The organism is Bradyrhizobium centrolobii, from assembly GCF_001641635.1.
GTDB lineage: Bacteria > Pseudomonadota > Alphaproteobacteria > Rhizobiales > Xanthobacteraceae > Bradyrhizobium > Bradyrhizobium centrolobii.
On record NZ_LUUB01000080.1, the window covers coordinates 313,830 to 337,538 of the forward strand.

The 23,709-nt window shown below is 64.8% G+C and carries 21 protein-coding genes and 1 pseudogene; 8 read left to right on the forward strand and 14 right to left on the reverse strand.

Going from position 1 to position 23,709, the window contains the following annotated elements; all coding sequences use genetic code 11:
• Positions 1–229: 229 nt before the first annotated feature.
• Positions 230–826, reverse strand: a complete 597-nt coding sequence (locus AYJ54_RS30250; RefSeq protein WP_026312923.1) for a superoxide dismutase — start codon at positions 824–826, stop codon at positions 230–232.
• A gap of 244 nt (positions 827–1,070) precedes the next feature.
• On the opposite strand from AYJ54_RS30250, the gene AYJ54_RS30255 reads away from it, so the two are divergent.
• Positions 1,071–1,598 (forward strand): GNAT family N-acetyltransferase, encoded by a 528-nt coding sequence (locus AYJ54_RS30255; RefSeq protein ID WP_063704802.1) that lies wholly within the window; start codon positions 1,071–1,073, stop codon positions 1,596–1,598.
• A 97-nt stretch (positions 1,599–1,695) separates the two neighbouring features.
• Positions 1,696–2,136: a DUF2147 domain-containing protein gene (locus AYJ54_RS30260; RefSeq protein ID WP_063704803.1), complete on the forward strand. Its 441-nt coding sequence runs from the start codon at positions 1,696–1,698 to the stop codon at positions 2,134–2,136.
• 305 nt (positions 2,137–2,441) lie between these two features.
• On the opposite strand, the gene AYJ54_RS30265 is transcribed toward AYJ54_RS30260, so the two are convergent.
• Positions 2,442–3,587 carry a DUF3095 domain-containing protein gene (locus AYJ54_RS30265; RefSeq protein WP_063704899.1) on the reverse strand — a complete coding sequence of 382 codons (1,146 nt, stop codon included), beginning with the start codon at positions 3,585–3,587 and terminating at the stop codon, positions 2,442–2,444.
• A gap of 221 nt (positions 3,588–3,808) precedes the next feature.
• Here AYJ54_RS30265 and AYJ54_RS30270 point away from each other — a divergent pair.
• Positions 3,809–4,194, forward strand: a pseudogene (locus tag AYJ54_RS30270) (hypothetical protein).
• A gap of 96 nt (positions 4,195–4,290) precedes the next feature.
• Here AYJ54_RS30270 and AYJ54_RS30275 read toward each other — a convergent pair.
• From AYJ54_RS30275 to AYJ54_RS30300, 6 genes are all read right to left on the reverse strand, one after another.
• Positions 4,291–4,881, reverse strand: coding sequence for a hypothetical protein (locus tag AYJ54_RS30275; protein ID WP_136624031.1), 591 nt, complete (start codon positions 4,879–4,881; stop codon positions 4,291–4,293).
• 96 nt (positions 4,882–4,977) lie between these two features.
• The gene (locus tag AYJ54_RS30280) at positions 4,978–5,178 is read right to left on the reverse strand and encodes a hypothetical protein (RefSeq protein ID WP_063704808.1); all 201 of its coding nucleotides are present in this window, start codon (positions 5,176–5,178) and stop codon (positions 4,978–4,980) included.
• Positions 5,179–5,304: 126 nt separating this feature from the next.
• Positions 5,305–6,027 (reverse strand): SDR family NAD(P)-dependent oxidoreductase, encoded by a 723-nt coding sequence (locus AYJ54_RS30285; protein ID WP_063704810.1) that lies wholly within the window; start codon positions 6,025–6,027, stop codon positions 5,305–5,307.
• Positions 6,020–7,402 carry a class I adenylate-forming enzyme family protein gene (locus tag AYJ54_RS30290; RefSeq protein WP_063704812.1) on the reverse strand — a complete coding sequence of 461 codons (1,383 nt, stop codon included), beginning with the start codon at positions 7,400–7,402 and terminating at the stop codon, positions 6,020–6,022. The genes AYJ54_RS30285 and AYJ54_RS30290 overlap by 8 nt, the downstream gene beginning before the upstream one ends.
• Complete coding sequence (locus AYJ54_RS30295; protein ID WP_063704814.1) at positions 7,389–7,634, reverse strand: acyl carrier protein; 246 nt, start codon at positions 7,632–7,634, stop codon at positions 7,389–7,391. Before AYJ54_RS30295 ends, AYJ54_RS30290 begins: the two co-directional genes overlap by 14 nt.
• Before the next feature lie 411 nt (positions 7,635–8,045).
• Positions 8,046–9,860, reverse strand: coding sequence for a long-chain-acyl-CoA synthetase (locus AYJ54_RS30300; protein ID WP_063704816.1), 1,815 nt, complete (start codon positions 9,858–9,860; stop codon positions 8,046–8,048).
• A 337-nt stretch (positions 9,861–10,197) separates the two neighbouring features.
• On the opposite strand from AYJ54_RS30300, the gene AYJ54_RS30305 reads away from it, so the two are divergent.
• Both AYJ54_RS30305 and AYJ54_RS30310 read left to right on the forward strand, forming a co-directional pair.
• Positions 10,198–11,178, forward strand: a complete 981-nt coding sequence (locus AYJ54_RS30305; RefSeq protein ID WP_063704818.1) for a Bug family tripartite tricarboxylate transporter substrate binding protein — start codon at positions 10,198–10,200, stop codon at positions 11,176–11,178.
• A 90-nt stretch (positions 11,179–11,268) separates the two neighbouring features.
• Positions 11,269–11,682, forward strand: coding sequence for a hypothetical protein (locus tag AYJ54_RS30310; RefSeq protein ID WP_063704901.1), 414 nt, complete (start codon positions 11,269–11,271; stop codon positions 11,680–11,682).
• Between the two features lie 14 nt (positions 11,683–11,696).
• Here the strand turns inward: AYJ54_RS30310 and AYJ54_RS30315 are convergent, their stop codons facing one another.
• Positions 11,697–11,966, reverse strand: a complete 270-nt coding sequence (locus AYJ54_RS30315; protein WP_063704820.1) for a DUF3551 domain-containing protein — start codon at positions 11,964–11,966, stop codon at positions 11,697–11,699.
• 91 nt (positions 11,967–12,057) lie between these two features.
• Entirely contained in the window at positions 12,058–12,336 is a 279-nt protein-coding gene (locus AYJ54_RS30320; protein ID WP_063704821.1) for a DUF3551 domain-containing protein, read from the reverse strand.
• Positions 12,337–12,763: 427 nt separating this feature from the next.
• On the opposite strand from AYJ54_RS30320, the gene AYJ54_RS30325 reads away from it, so the two are divergent.
• Positions 12,764–15,904 (forward strand): multidrug efflux RND transporter permease subunit, encoded by a 3,141-nt coding sequence (locus AYJ54_RS30325; RefSeq protein ID WP_063704823.1) that lies wholly within the window; start codon positions 12,764–12,766, stop codon positions 15,902–15,904.
• 243 nt (positions 15,905–16,147) lie between these two features.
• Here AYJ54_RS30325 and htpG read toward each other — a convergent pair whose 3' ends face one another.
• Together htpG and AYJ54_RS30335 are read right to left on the reverse strand one after the other, a co-directional pair.
• On the reverse strand, positions 16,148–18,025 hold the full coding sequence (gene htpG / locus AYJ54_RS30330; RefSeq protein WP_063704825.1) for a molecular chaperone HtpG: 1,878 nt from the start codon (positions 18,023–18,025) through the stop codon (positions 16,148–16,150).
• Positions 18,026–18,295: 270 nt separating this feature from the next.
• On the reverse strand, positions 18,296–19,495 hold the full coding sequence (locus AYJ54_RS30335) for an MFS transporter (protein WP_063704826.1): 1,200 nt from the start codon (positions 19,493–19,495) through the stop codon (positions 18,296–18,298).
• 183 nt (positions 19,496–19,678) lie between these two features.
• Here AYJ54_RS30335 and AYJ54_RS30340 point away from each other — a divergent pair, with 183 nt between their 5' ends.
• Entirely contained in the window at positions 19,679–20,821 is a 1,143-nt protein-coding gene (locus AYJ54_RS30340) for an OpgC domain-containing protein (protein ID WP_063704827.1), read from the forward strand.
• 104 nt (positions 20,822–20,925) lie between these two features.
• On the forward strand, positions 20,926–21,534 hold the full coding sequence (locus tag AYJ54_RS30345) for a TetR/AcrR family transcriptional regulator (protein WP_063704829.1): 609 nt from the start codon (positions 20,926–20,928) through the stop codon (positions 21,532–21,534).
• 194 nt (positions 21,535–21,728) lie between these two features.
• On the opposite strand, the gene AYJ54_RS30350 is transcribed toward AYJ54_RS30345, so the two are convergent.
• Together AYJ54_RS30350 and AYJ54_RS30355 are read right to left on the reverse strand one after the other, a co-directional pair.
• Positions 21,729–22,673, reverse strand: a complete 945-nt coding sequence (locus AYJ54_RS30350; protein ID WP_063704830.1) for a fatty acid desaturase — start codon at positions 22,671–22,673, stop codon at positions 21,729–21,731.
• A gap of 15 nt (positions 22,674–22,688) precedes the next feature.
• On the reverse strand, positions 22,689–23,705 hold the full coding sequence (locus tag AYJ54_RS30355) for an alpha/beta fold hydrolase (protein ID WP_063704832.1): 1,017 nt from the start codon (positions 23,703–23,705) through the stop codon (positions 22,689–22,691).
• Positions 23,706–23,709: the final 4 nt, after the last annotated feature.

Sequence of the window (23,709 nt, forward strand, 5' to 3'; positions counted from 1 at the left end):
GAGCGATGCGTGTATTGCGCAGGGCCATGCGGGGCGCGGAGAATTCCGCACAGCAAAAAGGCGGCCGCGCATGCGACCGCCTCTGTTGCTTCCGTCATTCCGGAGCGCGCGTAGCGCGGAGCCCATTGCGCAATCAGCGCAATGGGGAATCTTGAGATTCCGGGTTCGATGTTCCCGGGCCGCGCCTCGCGGTCCCGTCGCATCGCCCCCAGAATGACGAGTTAAAGCCTCACGCCTTGTCGAACAGGGACTCGACGTATTCCCAGTTCACGAGGTTCTCGACGAACGCCTTGAGATAGTCCGGGCGGCGGTTGCGATAGTCGATGTAGTAGGAGTGCTCCCAGACGTCGCAGCCGAGGATCGGGGTGGCGCCGTGCACCAGCGGATTCTCGCCGTTCGGGGTCTTGGAGATCTCGAGCTTGCCGTTCTTGACCTGGAGCCAGCACCAGCCGGAGCCGAACTGGCCGACGCCGGCTGCCTGGAAGTCAGTCTTGAACTTCTCGAAGCCGCCGAGGTCCTCGTTGATCTTCTTCTCGAGCTTGCCCGGCAGCTTGGTGCCACCGCCATTGGGCTTCATCCAGCTCCAGAAGTGGATATGGTTGTAATGCTGGCCGGCATTGTTGAACACCGCAGGGTTCTTGCCGAACGAGCCCTTGACGATCTCCTCAAGGGACTTGCCTTCCCATTCGGTCCCCTTGAGCGCGTTGTTGCCGTTGGTGACGTAGGCCTGATGATGCTTGTCGTGGTGATATTCCAGCGTCTCCTTCGACATATACTGGCCGAGGGCGTCATAGGCGTAAGGGAGTGGGGGCAGCGTAAAGGTCATGGGTTCTTGTCCGCAACTGGTGGGGAACTAGCTTAACGGAGACTCTTATAGAAGGTTCCTTGGCCGTTAAATACCGCGAAGTTTGCCAAAACGCGTGATGCGGCCGCATGGCCCGATTGCACGATTTCGCCGCAGGGGAAGCGGCATCAAGCCGGCCCGGTCGTTCGCCGCAAAATATCATTGCCTTTGAAGCGCTTATGACAGAACGAATGCACCCCGCAGCCGAGATGCGAAAGAGAGAGCAATGAGCATCGAGATCGACATTTTGAACGGCGACGCCTCGTGGCCGATCGCCGAGCCGCTGCATCAGGCGGTCTGGGATCCGCACATTGTCGAGAAGCTGCCCTGGGGCCACGTCAAATGGGCCAATGCCGATCTCCGCGTGCTGATCGAGACGCCGGAGGATGGCCTCGTCTGCCATGTCGGCATCTACTTCCGCACCATCAGCTGGAACGGGCGCAAGGTTCATGTCGGCGGCATCGGCGGCGTCTGCACGCGTGAGGACTGCCGCGGCCGCGGCTACGCGACGATGGCGATCGAGGCCGCAGTCCACACCATGCGGGCCAATGAGGCCGTCCGCTTCGCGATCCTGTTCTGCGAGCCGCACAATTTCGAATTCTACCAGGCCCGCAACTGGCACCCCTTCACCGGCGAGGTCTATTGCGAACAGCCGGAGGGGCGTATCCGCTTCGACTATATGGCGCCCTTCGTATTCGATGTCGTCCGTGCGCCGCGCCAGGGCACCATCGACCTCTGCGGCCTGCCCTGGTGATTTCGCTGGGACAAATGAACGCAGGAACGTGATTCCATCGAGCGTTGCACTATCCTGATTTGCTGCTATGGAGGCGCCTCCATTTTCGGGGCTCTCCATGTTCGCTAGATTCGCCGCACTCACAGTCCTTCTGGGCACGCTGCTCGGCGTGACCGCCGCCCATGCGCAGAGCACTGACGCGAGCGGGACCTGGCTGACCCAGGCGGGCGATGCACGCGTAAAGATCAGCAAATGCGGCGGCGGCATCTGCGGCGTCATCGTCTGGCTGCGGGAGCCCTACGACACAGCGACCGGCCAGCCAGCCACCGACAGCAAGAACCCCAATCCCGCGCTCGCCCGGCGCCCGATGATCGGCTTGCCGCTGTTCAGCAGCATGCAGCCCACGAGTCCAAACAAATGGTCGGGCCAGATCTACAATGCCGACGACGGCAGCACCTATGCGAGCAGCATCACCGTGACCGGCGCGGAAAGCCTGCGGGTCGAAGGCTGCGTCGGCGCGCTCTGCGGCGGTGAGACCTGGAGCCGTGTCGGGCGCTAGAACATGATGAAGCTAGATTCGGTTGGCTGTGCGAGGTTCACCTCTCCCCATCGGGGAGAGGTCGGATTGCACCTGGCGATGCGAAGCATCGTCCAGTGCAATCCGGGTGAGGGGCCGCAGCGATCGGTGAGACCGTAATCCCTCACCCGGATCGCATCTACCGATGCGACATAGCCGAAGCTTCGCTTCGGCGTCCTTAATTCAAGAACGGCCGCCAAAGGCGGCCTCTGCCTCTCCCTACGGGAGAGGTAATTCGAGTTCCGGGCTCGCACAGATTCGACCAAAACTCATCTCGATTTGCTCGCTCACACCATCATCGCCTTCAAGGCCGTTGCTGCCGACGCATAGCCGCCCCGCGCGCCGTCGATGAAATGCACGTGGTCGCTGCGCAGCGCCGACGGCGTGAAGCAGGTCATCATCGCGGCGTCCTGCCGGTGCAATCCGTAGCGCACGACGCCGTCGCGCGCGCCGGCGGCGAGGCGCTCGCTGAGCGAACGATCGAGCTCCGGCGTGCAGTCGAGGATCATGCGCAGGCCGTCGTCATATTTGCGGAAGTCGGAATTCTCGACCACCTGCCGCTTGTAGAGCTTCGGCGCGAAGCCGCCGATCTTGATGTCGAAGCGCATGATCAGATAAGCGAACAGCGTGTACATGAGCACGCCGGCGCGGCGCTTGAACAACGGCCCGCCGCGCGCCGCCCGCGCCTCATAATCGAGCCCCTGCGGCGGCCATTTCAACGGCGGCCCCTGCGGCGGAACGGGACGGCCGGCATCCGGACTGCGCTCCACGAGGTGGATCACATCCTCGATCACCTTCCGGAACGCGAGCGGATCGGCGCTGCGCGCCGGCACTACCAGTATCGACAGGATCAGGCCGCGCGCGGCCGGGATCTCCTCGAAGCGACAGGAAAGACCCGAGAGATCCGGCTGCGTGCCTACGGGCGCCTGGGCGACCGCGAACTCGCCCCGCTTCATCGCGGCTTCGGCCCAGCCTAGCCCGCCGCCGGAGAACATCGCATAGGACAGGTTCGCCGACGGGCCAAAGCGCGCAACGCGGACATCGAGGCCCTGCGCGCGAATGGCGCTCACCGGCACCAGCGCAACGCGCATCTTCAGATCGAGATCTTCCCTGACCCAGAGGGCGGTCGCAGCCAGCGCCTCGCGGGCGCGATCGAGATCAGCTTGCGCGACCGCAAAGCTCGCGCCGTCGCCGCCGAACACGAAGGGGAATTCCCGCCCCTCCAGCGCGTTGGTCACGGACGCGATCACCGCGGCCCCGGCCATGTTGACCGCCTTGTAGCGCTGCGCCGCGATCGCCTTGGTGGAGTCGACGATGTCGGCGACGCCAACCGTCCAGTCATCCGGCAGCGGCGAATAGAGGGCGGGGTCCATCAGGCTGGTGAAGCCGCGGAAGACGGGGATGCTGCCGTAGAAGGATTCGCCTGATGTCATCGCGTGGTGCCGGATGTTGGAACGCGTCCGAAAGAGATACGTGGCAGGATCGATCCGGGGTTCGCCGGCCGGCGCGCCCTCGACGTCCCGATCTTTGGCCGAAACAGGCGCGGACAACAAGATCGCGCCGCGCCGGCAATGCCGCAGCCGCTCTTTGACCGGCATCAAACAGCCAGCCTGAGACGTCGCTTACTATTCGGTGGTTTGAAGGGATGGTTGGGATGATCGAGGTGTCCGACTTCGGTAACAAGGATTCGACCTCTCCGGTGCGCGGGCGGGGGTCGACGCGATCAGCGCCGTGAAGATGCCGGCGGGGCTGACGGCCGCCGTCGATGCCTGGGCCGAGGCCCATCAACTGGTGCGCTCGGATGCGATCTGCAGGCTGGTCGAGCTCGGCCTGAAGCGTGCGCCCGCAGCGCCGCCGCCATCCAGCGCAACGATCGCATCCGACTTTGCCAGGATCGAGGAGCGCGCGGTGCACGAGATCGATCGTCTGCTCGATCCCGCGCTGCCTGCGGACGAGCGCGAGCGCCGCATTCGCCGCCTCACCGAGGGGCCGCCGGAATTCTCACACGAGCGGATTGATCTGCCGAAGGTGCGGACGTGAGGTGCCGATGCGCTAGTTGACCTCCTGCTCGAAGAGCGGCGCTACGGTGCTGCTTGCCGAGGGTAAGAGGTCCTACACAGGATCTCATCGCTTTGCTCACTCTGCCGCCTTCGACGGATTCCAGACCCCTGCAGGCGACGGCAATGAGGGCATCAAGCTTGCACCGGCAAAGCCTGCCATTTGCGTCGAGATTTCGCAAATCTCCTGCACCGAGCGCTGCATGGATAGGCGGGGATAGGTCTCGGCCAGCGTCGCAGAGGTCGCGGCGTGCGCGGCCGCGGGATCGTCGAGCACCGCCTCGACGGCGGCAGCGATGCTGTCGGCATCCTGAGCGAAGCTGAAACGGGACAGACGCGGGAAATTCTCTCTTGAAAAACTGTCGGCGTCGAAGATCGGCACGGTTGAGGCGCCGAGCGCGAAGAACACCCGGTCATGCACCGAGAGCTCGACATTGGGATTGAGGGAGACTGCGGCAAGATAGGTGCCGAGATTCTCGCGTAGCGTTTCGAACGGCATCGCACCAAGGAAACGGGCATGGCGAGTCTCGGCCTTGAAGTCGTCCCAGCCGCCACCGATGAAATCTACCGGATAGTTCGAAAGCACCGCCCCCACCTCGCGGGTGCGGCAGAAGCTAGCTGCGCCCGCCGCGATGGTTGGTTGAGCCGTCGGTTCGGCGTGCAAGCGCACGCGCTGCGCACCCTGCCAAAGCGGCGGTGCCGATTCGTATCGTCGAAGCGACCGATAAGTTGCCAGTAGGCCTGGGCACGGGCCCATCCGCGAAGACTAGTGCAGCTTCTCATCCTGCGGTTTGCGCAATGCGGAGGCCGGCACGTCGTGACAGCCCACAAGGTGCACGAATTGCTGCGGATACATTTCGTGGCCGTGACCACCGGAATTCTGATGCGACATCGGCTGGCAGTTGATCTCGCCCGGCTTCGCGCGAGATTGCTCTGCCGAGACCCGGTCCTGGTTCGAAGTGGCCATGGACTGCTCCCTGTCGATTAGGGCAGATCGATTGACGTAACCCAACCGATTGCGGGGCATCTTACGACCAAATCCGGTGAAATGAAATTGAGCCGGATCAACTCAACTGCGGCGGCGAGGTTCCGCCTACGCGGTATTCCCCGCGTCGATCGTGAACACGGTGCCGGTCACGTTGCGACCGCCTTCGCCGAGCAGGTATTCCACCATGCGCGCGACGTCGTCCGTCTCCGGCAGCCGTCGCAACGCGCTGCGGCCGGCGATGCGCTTGCGTCCCTCGTCGGACAGATTGTGCGTGAGCTCGGTGTCGATGAAGCCCGGCGCGATCGCGTTCACGGTGATGCCGAGCTTGCCGACCTCGCGCGCGAGCGAGCGGGTGAAGCCGGTTGCGGCCGCCTTGGTCGCACCGTAGACAGAGAGGCCGTTATAGCCGGTGGTGGCGATGATGGATGAGATGTTGATGATGCGGCCCGCTCCATCCGCCATCATCTGGCGCGCGACATATTTGGTGAGGATGATCGGCGACAGCACGTTGAGCTGCACCAGCGCCTCGATCTCGGAATTATGCATGGTGGCAAGCAGGCCCTCGGTGCCGAGGCCGGCATTGTTGATGAGGCCATAGATCGCGCCGAACTCGTCGCGCACGAGCTTTGCGAAAACCGGGATCGCATCGATCACGGCGAGGTCGCAGGCGCGGAAATGCAGGCGGCCTTCGGACTCGCCGATTGCGGCCTTGAGCTCCTCGCTCTCGCGCCGCGCGGCGGCGATCACGTTGTAACCGGCGCCGACCAGGCGCGTGGCGATCGCAAGCCCGATACCGCGGCTGCCGCCGGTGACGAGGACGTTATGCATCGGTGCGCGCCAATTTGCCGGCCGGGGTGACGTCGAGCGTCTCGACGAAGCGGATCACCGCCGGCACCTTGTGCGAAGCGAGCTGCGCCCTGCACTGATCCAGGATCTGGTCGCGGATCTCCTTCGCCCGCGTCGGGTCGGTGCCGTCGGCGAGGATCACATCGGCCACGACGATACCACCCGTGATCGGGCTGCGCCGCGATTTCGCCCGCGACATCCGCACGTCGGGATGACGGTTGATGGCCGCCTCGATCTCCTCGGGATGAACCTTCAGCCCGCCGATGTTGATGATGCCGCCGCGGCGGCCTACGAAATAGTAGCGATCGCCGCGCAGCTCGACCATGTCGCCGCTGTCGACAAATCCGTCACCGTCGGTGAGCGCGGTGGCGTTGCGGCCGATATAAGCGTGGGCCGTGCGCGTCGAGCGGATGCGCAGCGAGCCGTCGACGACTTTCATCTCGACGCCGTTGCGGTTGCCGAGATAGTCGGCCGGAAAGCCTTCGAGCCCGTCATTGACCGCGAAGCCGACGCCGGCTTCGGTCGAGGCGTAGGCATGGCCGACCGAGGCCGGCGGGAACGCCGCCTTCAATCCGTCAAGCACCGCCTGGTCAGCGATCTCGCCGGACAGGCGAACGTAGCGCGGCGCGAATTGCGCCGCCGAGCCGCTCATCAGCAGCTTGCGCCAATGCGAGGGCGTACCGGAGATGTGGGAGACTGCGCGCGCATTCAGCCGCGCGACGTGATCGGCGAGCGCCTCATGCGGGTCCGACAGCACCATCGAGCCGCCGGAGAGGATCGCGCGGAGGAAGATCTGCAGGCCGCCATAGCGGCGAATGTCGTAGAACGTGGCCCATACCGGCGCAGGTCCGCGCGCGGGGCCTTCGGCGACGATCGCGCCGGTCAGCGCTTCCAGCGTATGGCCGACGATCTTCGGCACGCCTGACGTACCCGAGGTGAGCATCAGCCATTCGGTGGCGCGCTCAGTCTGAACTGGTGAGGCCGACGCGAGCGGCAATTGTGCGGTGACGATCAGCGCGACGCCGCTATCGGTCCAGCGCGCCGGCTCGTCGGTGACGACGGCATCGATCCCGGCATCAGCGATCAGCGCGTCGAGATGCGCCGGGTTGAGATCCGGCGGACACAGCAGCATGCGACGGGCGATGCCGTCGAGCTCGATCATGGCAAGGCCCGAGCGGAGCTGATCGGACAGTTTGAGCAGCACTGCGCGGCCAGACAGTTGGCGCAGGCGGCCGCCCAAAACCGTCTGCGACAGGATATCCGTCAGCGACACGCTAACGTGCGCGTCCGACAGGGTGCGGCCCTTCAGCTCAGCGCCGAGATGGTCGCGGAGCGCAAAGATCTCACGCGGGGACATTTTCGTAGGCCCGCACGAAATCGCCCACCGTGGCGGGGAACGCTGCGTCCTCGGAAATGGTGAAGGGATCGACGCCGGTCTCATCCTCCAGGCGCGCGACCAGGATCGCGAAGGCGAGCGAGTCGAAGCCCGTCTCGTGCAGGGACAGCTCGTCCGAGAGTTCGGGAAGCGTGACGTGCTGCTCTTTGGCGATCTGCTTGATCGCTTCAATGACCTTTAACCTTACCGACATGGCTGGCTCGCTTTTCGTTATCGATCGTTCGTGTTGCGGCGGCTCTTGATGACCGCCTCCCCATGGCCCACGTTGTTTACCGGAGAGAAGTAAATGGCTTCTTGGACAATTCAGATAAAATTGGACCCATCTCCGAATTTGCTGCGCTCGTGTTGCGATTCCTTGAGATGCGCGATGTGAGGCCAGCGGACGGACGTGAGGCGGGCACCACACCCGCATTCCCTCCCCCCTTGCGGGGGAGGGGCAGGAAGGGGGTGCCACACGGCACGCTCTCTCTGTTGAACGCAGAGGCGCTGCGTGTTTGAGACGACGGATAGACCTTTTCCTGGGCTACCCCCCTCCCCAGCTCTCCCTCGCAAGGGGGGAGGGAGCGCACCGTGATCGCGGTGAGCGCGTGAGCTCATCATTCCTCTACAGCCTGATCGCGCCGTCCACGATCTGCGCATACGTCTCGGAATCCATTGCGACATAAGCGCCGGATTTCGGATCCGCCATGAACAGCGGATCGGAGACCGCGCTCGGGTCAAATCCCTCGCGCGCAAGCGCGCCCTTCTTCTGCTTGAACGTCTCGGTCGCGTCGAGCTCGCGCGAGATGCGGATGAAGACGGGGCGGGCATAGGCCGGCAGGCGCCGTGCGAGATGCGCCGGCAGCGCGGTGATGTCGAACCCTTCGTTCACGACGACTGCGCTCATGCCGGCGCGGCCGTCGGTGCCGGGAATGCTGACGCCGTAGGTGGTGGCGTCGACCACGCCGGTGAAATCGCGTACGGCGTCGTTGACCTCCGACGTCGCGACGTTCTCGCCCTTCCAGCGGAAGGTGTCACCGATGCGGTCGACGAAGTGGAAGAAGCCCTTGTCGTCGATCCGCATCAGATCGCCGGTGCGGAACCACGCATCGCCCTTGGCAAAGACATCGCGAAGAATCTTCTTCTCGGTCTCGCCGGCATCGGTGTAGCCCTCGAAGCGGCCGCCGCCCTCGTCCGCCGTGCCGATGCGGCCGATGGCTTCGCCGGTCTCGCCGCGGGCGCTGGCGACGCAGAAGCCTTCTTCATTGCGCAGCGGCGCACCGCTGTCGGGATCGAGCTTGACGAGGCTCGCGGGGAAGCGATGCGCGAGCAGTGGCGGAATGCGGCCGATCGCGCCCGGCTGGCCCTCGACATTGAACAGCGAGAAGTTTCCTTCCGTCGCGGCGTAGAATTCGAGGATGCGGGGAATGGAAAAGCGCGCCTGAAAATCTTCCCAGATGTCGCCGCGCAGGCCGTTGCCGCAGATCAGCCGCAGGCGATGGCGGTTCTCGTATTCCGACGGCGGCGCCTTCAGCAGATAGCGGCAGAGCTCGCCGATATACTGGAACAGCGTGCAGTCGTGCCGCACGATTTCGGGCCAGAAGTTCGAGGCCGAGAATTTTTCCGCAATCACCACCGATCCGCCTGCGGCGAGCATGCTGCAGGGCGCGACGATGCCGCCGACCGAATGGAACAGCGGCAGGCAGTCGTACAGGCGATCCTGCGGCGCCGCACCGGTAAGGCCGGCGAACCAGAAACCCCAGTTGAGGATGCGGCGGTGGCTGATGCTGGCCGCCTTCGGCTGGCCTGTCGTGCCGGAGGTGTAGATCAGCAGCGCGCGATCATCGATGGTGACGCCGCCGTGCTCCTCCTGCGAGAGCGGACCGTCGTCGATCGCTGTGAGCGCAACGTCGATGGCGCGCTCGCCGCGGGCGTCGCCATGGATCCAGATCTTGGCCTGCGTCTTCAGATGCGGCGCCGCGCCGTCCAGGATCTCCGCCAGCTCATGGGCGATGATGATGTGCGAGGGCTTTGCGACATCGATGCAATGCGCGAGCGACAGCCCGACGAGCTTGGTATTGATCAGCGCGACTACGCCGCCGACCCGGCTGATGCCGAGCCAGGCGGCGAGATAGTCGATGCCATTCGGCATGATCAGACCGACGGTGTCACCCTTGGTGACGCCGACCAAGCGCGCCCAGCGCGCATAAAGATTGATGCGCTTCGACAGTCCCTCATAATCGAGCCTTGCGTCGTCGGTAACCAGCGCGGCGCGGTCGGGCTGGCGCAGCGCCCAATCATCGACCACATCGGCGAACAGGCGACCCGGCAGCGTCTCGATGCGCGCGGTGAGCTCGATCGCCTTCAGCCAGATCTTTGAAGCCGAGGGCGCGCGCGCGGCTTTCGGCTGCTCGATGACGCCGGTGATCATGTCGTTCATTCTTTCGGGCCGTCTCTGCGTGGTCCGGCAACTTAGACCGCGGGCCCTGCCCAGGTGTTAAGAGACAAGGTAAAACTCGGTTAGCTCACGATTAACTCCAGTCATCCTTTACCAAGCCGACGGGAACGGCGTGCGAGGCGGCGGGATTCTTGCGATAGCAGCTCCAGTCACTCGGGCACGCCGCGCGTGTCCCTCTCCCCGCTTGCGCGGGGGGAGGGTCAGGGTGAGGGGGAGTCTCCACAATTTCGGTGACAGACGACTTGCGGAGACTCCCCCTCACCCGGCGCTTCGCGCCGACCTCTCCCCGTAAGCGGGGCGAGGTGAACTGGAGGCCATCATGATCACCAAGAGACTCTTCCTTCAGACCGCCGCGTACGCCACCGCAACCCTGGCAGCGCCGCGCGCTTTTGCGATCGGCAACCCGTCCTATCCGTCGCGCAGCGTGAAATGGGTGGTGCCGTATGCGCCGGGCGGCGCGACCGACGTGCTGTCGCGGCTGATCTGCCAGCGATTGTCGGATCGGCTCGGCCAGACTTTCGTCGTCGAGAACAAGCCCGGCGCCGGCAGCAATATCGGCACGCAGGCGGTGATCACCTCGGTTCCCGACGGCTACACGCTGCTGCTGACCTCGACCGCGAACGCGATCAACGCCTCGTTCGATCCGACACTGCCGTATGATTTCGCCAAGGGCATCGCACCGGTCGCGGGCGTCGCGCGCATTCCGCTGGTGCTGGTCGTCAACAACGATCTGCCGGTGAAGACCGGCGCCGAGTTCATCGCCTACGCCAAGGCCAATCCCGGCAAGATGTCGATCGCCTCTTCCGGCATCGGCACCTCGCTGCATCTCTCCGGCGAGCTGTTCAAGGCGCTGGCCAGCGTCCAGTTCACGCACGTCCCCTATCGCGGCTCGGCACCGGGACTGACCGACGTGATGAGCGGCCAGATCCAGGGCATGTTCGACAACGTCACCTCGTCGTTCGAGCTCGTGCGCGCCGGCAAGCTGCGCGCGCTCGGCGTCACCACGCGCGAGCGCTCGGAGATTTTGCCCGACGTGCCGCCGATCGCCGAGACGCTCCCCGGCTACGAGACGAGCTCCTTCTACGGGGTCGGCGCCCCGCACGACACGCCGCGCGAGATCGTCGACCTCCTCAATCGCGAAATCGACGCCGCGCTCTCCGACGCAGAGATCAGGACCCGCATCGCCGAGCTCGGCGCGATCCCGCTGCACGGCAACGCGAACGAGTTCGGCAGCATGCTTACCGCCGAAACCGACCGCTGGCGCAAGGTGGTGGAGCTATCGGGGATCAAGAAGGAGTAGCGGCTGGAACGCAGCTTGCGTCCAGCTCATCCACACCCCCCATCCCTAGCGGCTTGCTCTTCTCTCATGTGCGCGCGCATCTTGCCGCGCATGACGGCCAAATCCCGCGAGCGAATCTACGGCGCCTCCGTCCGCGCGGCAGCGGAGCGGGCGGCGGAGGCGCGGAAGGAAGCTGATCGCCTCGCCTGCGAGGCCTGGAACAAGCGGATGCTGGGGTTCCAGGGGCCGGCGCAGCCGTCGCCAACGCTGGGCGACGCGTTGAACGCGGGCTACCTCTATCTTGAAGTAAAATGCCTGGGCTGCGAGACGCACCAGACAGTGGCGCTCGACATCGTCAGGCGCAGGAAGTCGACGCCGATCCACGACCTCGAACGCTACATGCGCTGCCGGCAGTGCTCGGAGCTGGCGGGCCGTCCCTATAAGCGCAGCCATCTCGTGGCGTTGCGCCGCACGAAGATTTCCGCGCGCGACCCACGCTCGGACTGGTGGCCCGGGGAGCGGTGATCGCGATGCGCACGCTAGTAGACCGGCCTGTGGCGACGGCGGGGCGATGGTTCGTTGGTGGCAAAATAGGGATTGAGATCACAGCTCGCGGAAAGGCCGGAGGCCGTGGCGCGGCATTGCGGCAGCGAGGTGAAGGAGCAGTCATACCAGTCGCCGCCACCGCCACTCCCGCCGGAATAGACATGCATGCAGACGGGGTAACGGGGATCGTAGGTCTGCGCATGAGCGGTGGCCGGCGCCAGCACGACACCGGCGGCCAAGATCAAACCGAACGAGAAACGCATGAGACTTCTTCCTGGTGAGGCACGGGCCATGCGGCGCCCCGCGGCGCCGCATCAGCCACCTTCTCGTGCATCCGACGCTATGCGCGGATCGCTAGTACACCTTCTTGTGGCGCCGTCGCGGGGGTGGCGGAGGCTCGTCGAAGGCATAATAGGGATTGAGGTCGCAGGTTGCGGAGCGACCCGACGCCGTGGCCTGGCACTGCGGCAGCGAGGTGAAGGAACAGTCGTAATAGTCACCGCCACCGCCCCGGCCGCCGAGTGTGTAAACATGCATGCAGACCGGAAAACGCGGATCGTAGGTCTGCGCGCTCGCCGGCGCGACGGCTTGCAACGTGGCAATCGCCGTGATGGTCAGAAGCGGTAGGCGCATCGGAAATTTCCTCGAATCGGTGGCGACGGCAGGCGTTATGCCATTTTGATATGACACAACAGCACGGGAGAAGCGATCGTTCCGCAACATACCTCTCCCGCTTGTGACGTACGCCTGAAAGAACCGAGACGCGGCGCCGCACCGGCAAAAAAATGGAAAAACGGCCCGCTTCCGGCCTGCACAGAACGCATATCTCGCTGCACCTGTCCTTCGACAAAGGTCGCAAGCCTCCGGCGCAGGATTCGGTTCGCAGGCCGGTGCGAACGGCATAGTCTCACGATGACAATTCTGCCCCGGACCGACGACGTTCCGGGGCGATCAACAAACATATGGGCTAAAGGAAACGCACATTCGCGCTCGGGGCTCTCGGGCGCGACTCCGCCGCATGCGAGGAGAAGATGCGCTGGCCAGGCGATGGTTTCAGGGCATGCAAGAGAGCTTCTCGTCTCTGTTCATCCGCTATCCGATCGGCACATCGCTGCTGATGGCGGGCATCCTGTTCGTAGGCCTCGTGGCCTATCCGCTGCTGCCGGTTGCGCCCCTGCCCCAGGTCGACTTCCCGACCATCCAGGTGTCGGCGTCGCTTCCGGGCGGCAGCCCGGAGACGATGGCCTCCTCGGTGGCACAGCCGCTCGAGCGCCAGCTCGCGCAGATCCCCGGCATCTCGCAGATGACCTCGACGAGCTCGCTCGGCTCGGCGTCAATCACCATCCAGTTCGATCTCAACCGCCTGATCGACGCTGCCGCCAACGATGTGCAGGGCGCAATCAACGCGGCGAGCGGCCAACTGCCGAAGAACCTGCCCTCGCCGCCGACCTATCGCAAGGTCAACCCGGCGGACTCGCCGATCATGATCCTGTCGGCAACCTCGGACACGCTGCCGCTGACCACCGTCAGCGACCGCACCGACGCCCAGCTTGCCCAGCAGATCAGCCAGCTTCCCGGCGTGGCGCAGGTGTTCGTCGGCGGCCAGCAGAAGCCTTCCGTGCGCATCCAGGTCGATCCGGCCAAGCTCGTCGCCAAGGGATTGTCGCTGGAGGACGTGCGCAGCCAGATCGCGAACGCGACCTCGGACAGCCCGAAAGGCAATATCGACGGCCCACGGCGCGCCTACACCATCTACGCCAACGACCAGCTGCTCGAAGCCGCGCACTGGAACGACGTCATCGTCGCCTATCGCAACGGCGCGCCGTTGCGGATCCGCGATATCGGCGAGGCCGTGGCAGGGCCGGAGGACATGAAGACCGCGGCCTGGGCCGACGGCCAGCGCGGCGTGTTCCTGGTCATCTTCAAGCAGCCCGGCGCCAACGTCATCGAGACGGTCGACCGCATCAAGGCGCAACTACCGCGGCTGATCGCGGCGATTCCGCCGGCGGTCAAGATCAAGATCATCAGCGACCGCACCATCACCATCCGCGCCGCGGTCGAGGACGTGCAGATCACGCTCATGATCACCATCGCGCTCGTGGTCATGGTGATCTTCATCTTCCTACGGAGCTTCTGGGCCACGATCATCCCGAGCATCACCGTGCCGCTGGCGCTGCTTGGGGCCTGCTCGCTGATGTGGGTGTTCGGCTATTCGCTGGACAATCTCTCGCTGATGGCGCTGACCATCGCGGTCGGCTTCGTCGTCGATGACGCCATAGTGATGCTGGAGAACATCACGCGCTATGTCGAGCGGGGCGAGCGTCCGCTCGCCGCCGCCTACAAGGGCGCGGCCGAGATCGGCTTCACCATCGTCTCGATCAGCATCTCGCTGATCGCCGTGCTGATCCCGCTATTGCTGATGGGCGGCATCATCGGCCGGCTGTTTCGCGAGTTCGCGGTGACACTGTCGATGGCGATCTTCGTCTCGCTGGTGGTATCGCTGACCTTGACGCCGATGATGGCGTCGCGCTTCCTGCGCGCCGACCACGAGGCGCGGCATGGCCGCTTCTACCAGTGGAGCGAGCGGATGTTCGAGCGTCTGCTCGGCGCCTATGAGCGCGGGCTGGACGTCGCGCTGCGGCATAGCTTCGTCACGCTCTGCATCTTCTTCGCCACCATCGCGCTGTCGGCCGTGCTGTTCATTATGATCCCGAAGGGCTTCTTCCCGCAGCAGGACAACGGCCTCCTGACCGCGGTGTCCGAGATGCCGCAGGACATCTCCTTCGCCGAGATGAAGCGGCGGCAGGAGGAGCTCAACGCCATCGTGCAGGCCGATCCGGCCGTCGATTCGATCGCGATGTTCATCGGCGGCGGCGGCACCGCGCTGAATTCGGGACGCATGTACATCACGCTGAAGCCGATCGTGGAGCGCGACGCCAATGCGCAGCAGATCATCGCGCGACTCCGGCCGAAGCTCGCCGAGGTCGAGGGTGCCCGCCTCTATATGCAGGCCTCGCAGGACGTGCGCCTCGGCGGCCGCGCCACCCGCACCCAGTTCGAGTTCACGCTCCAGGACGCCAACCTTGCCGAGCTGAACGAATGGGCGCCGAAGATCCTGGCGAGCATGAAGGGGTTGCCGCAGCTCCGCGACGTCGCCACCGACCAGCAGACCGAAGGCACGACGCTGCAGCTAACGATCAACCGCGACACCGCATCGCGCTACGGCATCCAGCCGCAACTGATCGACGACACGCTCTACGACGCGTTCGGCCAGCGCCAGGTGGCGCAGTATTTCACCCAGACCAACAGCTATCACGTCGTGCTCGAGATCACGCCGGCCCTGCAAGGCAAGCTCGACACGCTCGACAAGCTCTACATCAAGTCGCCGCTGACCGGCGACCAGGTGCCGCTCTCGGTCATCTGCACCTGGACCAACGAGCCGGTGCGGCCGCTCGCGATCGCGCATCAAGGCCAGTTTCCGGCGGTGACGATCAGCTTCAATCTCGCCGAGGGCGTGGCGCTGGGACAGGCGACCGATGCGGTGCTGCGCGCGGTCGGCGAGATGGGTGCGCCGCCGACGCTGGCGACGAGCTTCCAGGGCACCGCGCAGGCGTTCCAGCAGTCGCTCGGCACCGTGCCGTTGCTGATCCTCGCCGCGCTCGTCGTGGTCTACCTGGTGCTGGGCGTGCTCTATGAGAGCTACATCCACCCGCTGACCATCCTCTCCACGCTGCCGTCGGCCGGCGTCGGCGCGATCGCGATCCTGATGATCTTCGGCTTCGATTTCAGCCTCATCGCCCTGATCGGCGTCATCCTCCTGATCGGCATCGTCAAGAAGAACGGCATCATGATGGTGGACTTCGCGATCGTCGCCGAGCGCGAGCAGCATCTGACGCCGGAGCAATCGATCCGCCAGGCGGCGCTCTTGCGCTTCCGCCCGATCATGATGACGACGATGGCAGCCCTGCTCGGCGGCGTTCCCTTGATGCTCGGCCACGGCACCGGCGCCGAGATCCGCCAGCCGCTCGGCTATGCCATGGTCGGCGGCCTCATGGTGAGCCAGGCCCTGACGCTGTTCACGACCCCGGTCGTCTATCTCTACCTCGACCGCTTCTCCAACCTGCTGTCACGCTGGATGGAGAAGAAGCCGCAGGCGGCGGTGAAAACTGCCGATGAGGAGCGGAAGGATGCGGCCGAGTGAGCGCGGGCCTTGCGTGAGCAACGATCGTTGGACAAGCGCGAGATGTGTTCCCTCCCCCCTTGTGGGGGAGGGTTAGGGAGGGGGGTGCCACACGGCACGCTCGCTCTGTTGGACGAATTTGCGCTGCTTTGATCGGGAGGACGACGAGCACCTTTTGCTGGGCCACCCCTCTCCCCCGCCCTCCCCCGCAAGGGGGGAGGGAGCGCAGTTGGGCGTGCGGCGATGGCGTCCGTCTACAGCGCGCTAGCCACCCAGCCCCTGCAGCACCAGCCGGTTCAGCCTTGCAGCAAAGGCAGCCGGGTCCTCCGGCAATTCGCCGTCGAGGATCTGCGCCTGCTCCAGCAGCAGCAGGCTGAGGTCGTCGACGACCTTTGAGCCAGCCTGGGTCCTGGCGATTGCCGCCACCATCGGATGGCGCAGATTGATTTCGAGGATCGGCTTGGTCCGCATGCCGCGGTTCTGCTGCGCCAGGATGCGCTCGAGCTCGCGGCTCGGGCCGTCGGTGCCGGCGACGAGGCAGGAGGCGGAACTGGTGAGGCGCGTCGACGCCTTGACGTCGCTGACGCGCTCGCCGAGCGAAGCCTTGATCACGGCGATGGTGGCCGCTTCATCCGCGGGCGGCTCGTCCTTCTTCGCCTCGTCCTTCTCGTCGAGACGCGGAATCAGGTCGAGGTCGAGATCGCCCTGGCTCAGCGACTTCAGCGGCTTGCCGTTGAACTCCATCGGCATCGACGTCCAGAATGCGTCGACGGGATCGGAGAGCAGCAGCACCTCGATGCCGCGCGCGGTCGCCGCCTCGAGCCGCGGATTGGACTTCAGCCGCTCGATGCTGTCGCCGACCAGATAGTAGATCTCGGTCTGGTTCGGCCTGAAGGCGGCGACGACGTCCTTCAGCGAACGCTTCTCGCCGGAGGTGGTGGTGAAGCGCGACAGCGCGAGCAGCTTTTCGCGACGCTCGAAATCCTCGTAGATGCCCTCTTTCAGCACCGCGCCGAAGGCGTCCCAGATCTTGGCAAAGTTGTCCGCATCCTTCTCGGCAAGGCTTTCGAGTTCGCTGACGACGCGGGTGGCGACCGCTTTCCGGATCTGCGCCAGCTGTGGATTGTTCTGGAGCATCTCGCGGGAGATATTGAGCGGAAGGTCCTCGCTGTCGACGACGCCGCGGATGAAGCGGAGATAGCCCGGCAGGAGATCAGCGTCGTCGGTGATAAAGACACGCCGGACATAGAGTTTGACGCGGCCCTTGCGTGAGGGCTCGAACAGGTCGAACGGCTTCGTCGACGGCGCGAACAGCAGCACCGCGTAGGAATAGCGGCCCTCCGCGCGATAGTGCAGCGTCATCGCGGGATCATCGAAGGCGGACGCGATCTGCTGATAGGCCTTCTTGTAATCCTCCGCCGTCAGCTCGGATTTCGACCGCTGCCACAGCGCGCTCGCCGAATTGATCTGGCGCGGCTCGCCCTCTTCCGGCACGAGCTCGATGGGAAAAAGTATGTTGTCGGAATAGGCGCCGACGACGCGCTCGATCTCGTAGGTCTCGAGATATTTTTTTGCATCGTCCTTCAGGTGCAGGACGATCTCGGTGCCGCGCTTCACGCGGGCGGCGTCCTCGTCGCTGGCGCGGGCGATCTCGAAGCCGGAACCGCCGGAGGACGTCCAGGTCCACACGTCGCTCTCACCGGCGCGGCGGCTGATGACGACGATTTTCTCGGCGACCATGAAGGCGGAATAGAAGCCGACGCCGAACTGGCCGATCAGGCCGAGGCCGTCCTTGGCCTCCTTCAGCTTGGCCACGAAGGCCTTGGTGCCGGAGCGGGCAATGGTGCCGAGATGGTCGATCAGCTCCTGGCGCTCCATGCCGATGCCGTTGTCGGCGATCGTGAGCGTCTGGGCCGCCTTGTTCGGGATGATGCGGATCTTGAGCGCGTCGCCCTCGCCGAGCAGCGCCGGATTGGCGATCGCCTCATAGCGGAGCTTGTCGCAGGCGTCCGAGGCGTTGGAGACGAGCTCGCGCAGGAAGATGTCGGTCTCCGAATAGACGGAGTGCACCATCAGGTGCAGGAGCTCGGAAACCTCGGCCTGGAAGGACTGCGTATGCGCAGCCGTATCGGTGGTCGTCATGCGTTCTACCCAGTCAATACGAAACGGAGAAAACCGGGATATAGCGCGATGAGGCAGGGGATCAAGAGGATGTGAGGGGGGGACTTACCCTCCAGGGGAGGGTAAGAATCGCTGCGAAATCACCCCGGGGCTGCGGCCGATGCAGATCGCGCCACGGCCAGCGGGGTCGCTGGGGCAGCCCAGTATAACGGCAGCCACAGGCCCTCCTGGCCGAGCAGTGCCGACAACGCGGGCAATCGAACGCCTGTGTGCCCGTCATAGCCGATCCGGTCACGCCGGTTGAAGCAGCTGCTCCTCGCGTCGCGGCGAGAACACCAGCGCCACCAGCACCGCCGCGAGCGCAATGCCGGAGGCACCGAGATAGAGCCAAGCGTAGCTGTTGTTGGCGTCGAAAATGCGCCCGCCGGCCCAGGGGCCGAACGCCATGCCGATCGCCGAGACCATGGTCAGGGCGCCGAACACGGTACCCATGATGCGCTGGCCGAAGGATTCCCGCGCCAGCACCGCATAGAGGGGCATCACCCCGCCATAGGCCGTACCGAACACGACCGCGATCGCATAGAACGCCTCGAGCCGGTTCACGAACAGATAGGCCGCAATGCAGACGGATTGCACCAGGAGCCCGGAGATCAGCACCGGCTTTGCACCGAAACGATCGGCGAGCAGGCCGAGCAGCAGGCGGCCGCCGAGCCCGGACAGGCCCTCGACGCTGTAGATCGACACGGCCGCGAGCGGAGCGATACCGCAACCGATGGCGTAGCTCACCATGTGGAAGATCGGGCCCGAATGCGCACCGCAACACAGGAAGAAGGTCAGCGCCAGCACGATGAATTGCGGCGAGCGCAATGCCTCGCCGATGCTGAGCCCTGGCTCATCGATGGCGCGCGCCAGACCCGACGTGAGCTCTGCCGGTGCGCGCCGCACGAGCAGCGCGGCGGGGACCAGCAGGATCCACGCGGCGATGCCGATCGTCATCATCGCCGTGCGCCAGTCATAGGTCGAGATCAGGTAGCGCGCGAATGGCGAGATCGTCATCGGCGCCACGCCCATGCCGGCGGAGACCAGCGACACCGCAAGGCTCCTGCGCTTCAGCTCGAACCAGCCGGTGGCGGCCGCGATCATCGGCGCGAAGAAGGCGCCGGCCGCAAGCCCGACCAGCACGCCATAGGTGAGCTGGAACGAGATCAGCGACGTCGTCCCGCTCGCCAGCACGAGGCCAAGCCCGAGCAGGCACGCGCCGGTCAGCGTCACCGCACGCGGTCCGATGCGATCCGACAGCGCGCCCCAGCCAAAGCCGGCCGCGCCCATCACCAGGAAGTCGATCGTCATTGCGCTCGAAATGCCGGTGCGTGACCAGCCGGTGTCGGCCGACATCGGCTGAAGATAGACCGCGAGCGAAAACATCGCGCCGATACCGACGCAGGTCATCAGGGCCCCGCAGGCCACGATCACCCAACGATAGGAACTCATGTCGTTTCCCCTTTTGCAGAAGTTGCGCTGGCTGCAAGACGAACGGGTTTGCGGGAAATCGACAGGTCGATATGCGAAATTTTTCGCCGGCCGCCCAAGCCGGGCCGCGTTCACGCAAACGCTACTCGGATAGGGCGGTCGTTGCGCTAAAAGCAGCGCCCCTGATTCCAAAAGCTTTATTCGATGAGACCGTCCGTCAAGGCGAACCTCGCCGCATTTCATCACGATGCCCGGCTCTATTTGACGCTCGGGATTGCCAACTGGTCGATCTTCATCGACCACATCCCGAACAATGTTGCCAACCTGCTGACATTGCGCAACTTCGGCTTCAGCGGCGCTGCTGACCTGTTCGTGTTCGTGGTCGGCTATGGCGTTGCCATCATTCACGGCAAGATGGCGCTGGAGCGCGGCTACATCGTCGCGGCGACGCGGATCTTCCGCCGCGTCTGGCGGCTCTATGCCGCCTATGTCGTGCTGTTCGTGATCTATATCGACACCATCGCCTATGTCGCCTCGCAATCGATGGCGCCGGAGATCATCCACGAATACAACATCTCCGGCATTCTGGAGCATCCGCTGCGAATCCTGGTGCGCGGGCTCGTGCTCCAGGAGGAGCCGCTGAACCTCGACCTCCTGCAACTGATGATCCCGCTGATGGCGTTCTTTCCGTTTGCGCTGTGGGGATTGTTGCGGCGTCCGAACCTGATGCTCGCGGCATCGGTCGCGCTGTATGTCGCCGCGCGCTGGTTCGACTGGAGTTTTCGCGTCTATCCGGATCAGGAATGGACCTTCAATCCGTTCTGCTGGCAGATGCTGATGGTGCTCGGCGGCTGGTTCGCCGTGACCGGCGCGCCCGGCCGCGCGCTGCACGGCATGGCCTGGCTGCGCGTGCTCGCGGGCGCCTATCTGGTGTTCGCGATGGCCATCACGCTGATGCGCCATTCGCCGGCTCTGGCCGCCTACCTGCCGGATATCGTGCTCAACATCATGACGCCAACCGACAAGGAAAACCTCGCGCCCTATCGCGTGGTGCACTTCCTCGCGCTCGCCTTCCTCGCCACGCATCTGGTGCCGGCCGACCATCCGGCCCTGCAATGGAAGCCGCTGCAAATGGTCATCAGATGCGGCGAGGAGTGGCTCGCGGTGTTCTGCGTCGGCGTGTTCCTGTCCTTCGCCGGCCATCTCGTGCTGATCACCGGGCCCAATCTGGTGGTGATGCAGATCGTGGTGAGTCTCGCTGGTTTCGCCGCCATGACCGGGGTCGCCTATTACATCTCCTGGTCGAGGCGGCAGGACCTGCCGGCAGCCTTGCGGCAGCGCGCTTAGGCACTCGCGCCGCGCGATTTCCGCTAGGCCGGGCACGGCGGCTGCGCTATGCCGGGCAGAACAACCGCGCAGTGGTAGGCGGCGCACGGGGACCGGACGAGGCCATGGCGAAAGGCACGAGTGAAGCGGCTGACGTGACGCCGCGGCGTGGCCGGCCCCGCTCGGTCGAGACCACCAACGCCATCCTCGAAAGCGCCTATGCGCTGATGGCGGCCACCGGCCTTGCCACCACCAACATCGATGCGGTGGCGCGTCATTCCAACGTCTCCAAGATGACAATCTACAAATGGTGGCCGTCGCGCGAGGCGCTTTTGATCGACGCCTTCCTCCACCATGCCGCGCAGATGTTGCCGCTGCCTCCAGCGAGTTCCGGCACCCCGCTGGCACGCGCGCGCCGCCATGCCGCGGCCTATGCCGAGGCGCTGCAAGGCGAGTTCGGCAAGGTGCAGCTCGCGGTGATTTCCGAATGCATCTCCAAGACCGGCTCCGCCGAGCTGTTCTATGCGCGCTATCTGCAGTTCCGCCGCGATGCGCTGGTGGAGATGATCGCCGCGGGCCAGGCGGATGGCAGCATCTCGGCCGACGCTCCGGCCGAAGACCTCTACGACGCCATCTACGGCAGCCTGTTCTACCGCTACGTCTTCGGCATCGCCCCGATCACGCCGGCCTATGCGCGGACTTTGGTCGATCTGGTGTTGCGGCCGAAGGGTTAGCCGCGATGACGCGACGACGGTGCACCCTCTCCCCTTGTGGGAGAGGGTGGCTTCGCGACAGCGAGGCCGGGTGAGGGGTTTCTATCCGCGATGAAGGCGATGCAGTTGGAATCGCGGATAGAGACCCCTCATCCGGCGCTTCGCGCCACCTTCTCCCACAAGGGGAGAAGGAAGGGCAACGTGCGCTTGGCTAACTACACCTGCCGCTGCCCACGAAACCACGCCCAGGTCTCGCGCGTCGTCGCGATATACCCGCGACCGCGGTAGATGATCTCGCCGTCGACGATGCTGTTCAGCTTCGGGAGCGCGTGAAACGGGATCGAGGGATAGGCGTGGTGCTCGACGTGGTAGGGCATATTCCACGCGAACCATTTGACGATGGCGCCGGTATAGGTGGTGCGGGTGTTTTGGAAGGCGCTACGGGTCCGCTCGCAGCCGGTGTGCTCGGCATAGAGATAGGGCCGCAGGAAGCATTGCCCGACGAGCACCGGCACGATCCAGACCCAGAGCAGCAGCGCGGAGGAGAACCAGAGCGACGTCGCGAGCAGCAGGACATAGAGAGCGACATAGACACGCGCCTCGGTCACGATGATGGCGCGCTTGTTCTCGGGGATCCAGGGCACGGTGACCTTGCCGGTGACGGCATGGCCGAGCATCAGCCAGAGGCGGCCGGCGACCTGGAGCAGGCCGCTATAGGCGATCGCGAGCTGCGTGTCGGATTTCGGCTTCACACCGACGATCAGCTCCGGGTCCTTGTCCGGATCCTGGGTGTAGCGGTGATGGTCCCAGTGAAACAGGCAGTAATATTCGTAAGGAAGTCCGATGATGAAGGCCGAGAGATAGCCGACCGCGAGGTTGAGGCCACGGCTCCTGAACGCCGTCTTGTGCGCGGTCTCGTGCACCGCCATGAACAGGAAGGCGACGAAGTAGCCCTGCACCGCCATCAGCGGCAGCGCCCAGAGAACGCCGTAGCTCGAGGCGACCTTCCAGATCAGCGCGCCGACCAGGACGACCACCCCGTAATGGACAACGCTGCGCGCGGCGCCCTTGAGATTGGAGCGGACCGACAATTCGCGCAGCATCGCCGGCGTCAGCGGCTTCAGTCGATGGCCGGACTCTGAAACGGTTGCGTCAGTCATGATCGGGCGCCCAAGTTACTTGCGGAGAAGCTCTGCGATTTTGGCCTTGATGAAGACGTGATCGCGCGGGTTGTTGACGGGATTGCCGGCGCGATGGCCATGCACCGACGGGATCGGGTGCAGCACGGCGGAGCGGGCGTTGACGAGCCGGCCGAGTTCGTCCTCATTGTCGCGCACGTCGAAATAGCGATCGGTCGCGCCCGGCATCAGCAGTATGTGCGCCTTGATCGCGGCGAGCGCGCGATCGAAATCGCCGCTGAAAGCAGCGCACCGGCTGATGTCACCGTTCTGCCAGATGTCAATCTGCGCCAGCAGATCGTTGGCGTCGCGCCGCGCGAAGGTCGAATCCCAGGCGCGAACGAGATAGTCCTCCAGCGAGGTGAAGCCGGCCTCGCGCCAGACTTCGTCGCGGTAAAAACCGTGCGACATTGCCCAGCCGGCGTAGACCCGTCCCATCGCCCGGAAGCCGGCAACGGGCTTTTCGACGAAGCGGCCGTCGCGGAAGGCGAGGTCGGCGGTCAGCGCGGCCTTCACGCCTTCGAGGAACACATGATTATAGGGCGCGCAGCGGGCGCTGCCGCAGACCACCGCCGCGCGCTCGACCATGTCGGGATGAGTGGCCGCCCAGTGATAGGCCTGCATGCCGCCCATCGACCAGCCATAGACCAACGCGAGCTTCGAGATGCAGAAGCGCTCCGTGAGTAGCCGGTGCTGGACCGCGATCGCGTCGTGATAGGTGACTTTCGCGAACGGCGCGGCGGAATTGGAAGGCGAGGACGACAGGCCGTTACTGAAGAGATTCGGGATGATGATGAAGTAGCGCTCGGGATCGAGCGCGCCGCCCGGCTGGATCAGCCATTCGGTGTCGTAGTGCTGGGCGCTGAACGAGGTCGGGTAGAGGATGACGTTGTCTTTGGCCGGGCTCAGCGTGCCATAGGTCTTGTAGGCGAGCTTTATGGCCGGGAAGTCCGTGCCGGACTGAAGGGTGACGTCGCCGGCCTCGAATATCTCGTAGTCGCGCTGTGCCGTCATGCGT

What these genes read in the sequence shown, in the direction of transcription:
- AYJ54_RS30305 (WP_063704818.1), top strand. Translation starts at nt 10,198, where the DNA reads ATGATCACCAAGAGACTCTTCCTTCAGACCGCCGCGTACGCCACCGCA.
- AYJ54_RS30340 (WP_063704827.1), top strand. Translation starts at nt 19,679, where the DNA reads ATGAGACCGTCCGTCAAGGCGAACCTCGCCGCATTTCATCACGATGCC.
- AYJ54_RS30335 (WP_063704826.1), bottom strand. Translation starts at nt 19,495, where the DNA reads ATGAGTTCCTATCGTTGGGTGATCGTGGCCTGCGGGGCCCTGATGACC.
- AYJ54_RS30345 (WP_063704829.1), top strand. Translation starts at nt 20,926, where the DNA reads ATGGCGAAAGGCACGAGTGAAGCGGCTGACGTGACGCCGCGGCGTGGC.
- AYJ54_RS30310 (WP_063704901.1), top strand. Translation starts at nt 11,269, where the DNA reads ATGACGGCCAAATCCCGCGAGCGAATCTACGGCGCCTCCGTCCGCGCG.
- htpG (WP_063704825.1), bottom strand. Translation starts at nt 18,025, where the DNA reads ATGACGACCACCGATACGGCTGCGCATACGCAGTCCTTCCAGGCCGAG.
- AYJ54_RS30355 (WP_063704832.1), bottom strand. Translation starts at nt 23,705, where the DNA reads ATGACGGCACAGCGCGACTACGAGATATTCGAGGCCGGCGACGTCACC.
- AYJ54_RS30280 (WP_063704808.1), bottom strand. Translation starts at nt 5,178, where the DNA reads ATGGCCACTTCGAACCAGGACCGGGTCTCGGCAGAGCAATCTCGCGCG.
- AYJ54_RS30320 (WP_063704821.1), bottom strand. Translation starts at nt 12,336, where the DNA reads ATGCGCCTACCGCTTCTGACCATCACGGCGATTGCCACGTTGCAAGCC.
- AYJ54_RS30255 (WP_063704802.1), top strand. Translation starts at nt 1,071, where the DNA reads ATGAGCATCGAGATCGACATTTTGAACGGCGACGCCTCGTGGCCGATC.
- AYJ54_RS30325 (WP_063704823.1), top strand. Translation starts at nt 12,764, where the DNA reads ATGCAAGAGAGCTTCTCGTCTCTGTTCATCCGCTATCCGATCGGCACA.
- AYJ54_RS30350 (WP_063704830.1), bottom strand. Translation starts at nt 22,673, where the DNA reads ATGACTGACGCAACCGTTTCAGAGTCCGGCCATCGACTGAAGCCGCTG.
- AYJ54_RS30265 (WP_063704899.1), bottom strand. Translation starts at nt 3,587, where the DNA reads ATGACATCAGGCGAATCCTTCTACGGCAGCATCCCCGTCTTCCGCGGC.
- AYJ54_RS30315 (WP_063704820.1), bottom strand. Translation starts at nt 11,966, where the DNA reads ATGCGTTTCTCGTTCGGTTTGATCTTGGCCGCCGGTGTCGTGCTGGCG.
- AYJ54_RS30295 (WP_063704814.1), bottom strand. Translation starts at nt 7,634, where the DNA reads ATGTCGGTAAGGTTAAAGGTCATTGAAGCGATCAAGCAGATCGCCAAA.
- AYJ54_RS30260 (WP_063704803.1), top strand. Translation starts at nt 1,696, where the DNA reads ATGTTCGCTAGATTCGCCGCACTCACAGTCCTTCTGGGCACGCTGCTC.
- AYJ54_RS30290 (WP_063704812.1), bottom strand. Translation starts at nt 7,402, where the DNA reads ATGTCCCCGCGTGAGATCTTTGCGCTCCGCGACCATCTCGGCGCTGAG.
- AYJ54_RS30300 (WP_063704816.1), bottom strand. Translation starts at nt 9,860, where the DNA reads ATGAACGACATGATCACCGGCGTCATCGAGCAGCCGAAAGCCGCGCGC.
- AYJ54_RS30285 (WP_063704810.1), bottom strand. Translation starts at nt 6,027, where the DNA reads ATGCATAACGTCCTCGTCACCGGCGGCAGCCGCGGTATCGGGCTTGCG.
- AYJ54_RS30250 (WP_026312923.1), bottom strand. Translation starts at nt 826, where the DNA reads ATGACCTTTACGCTGCCCCCACTCCCTTACGCCTATGACGCCCTCGGC.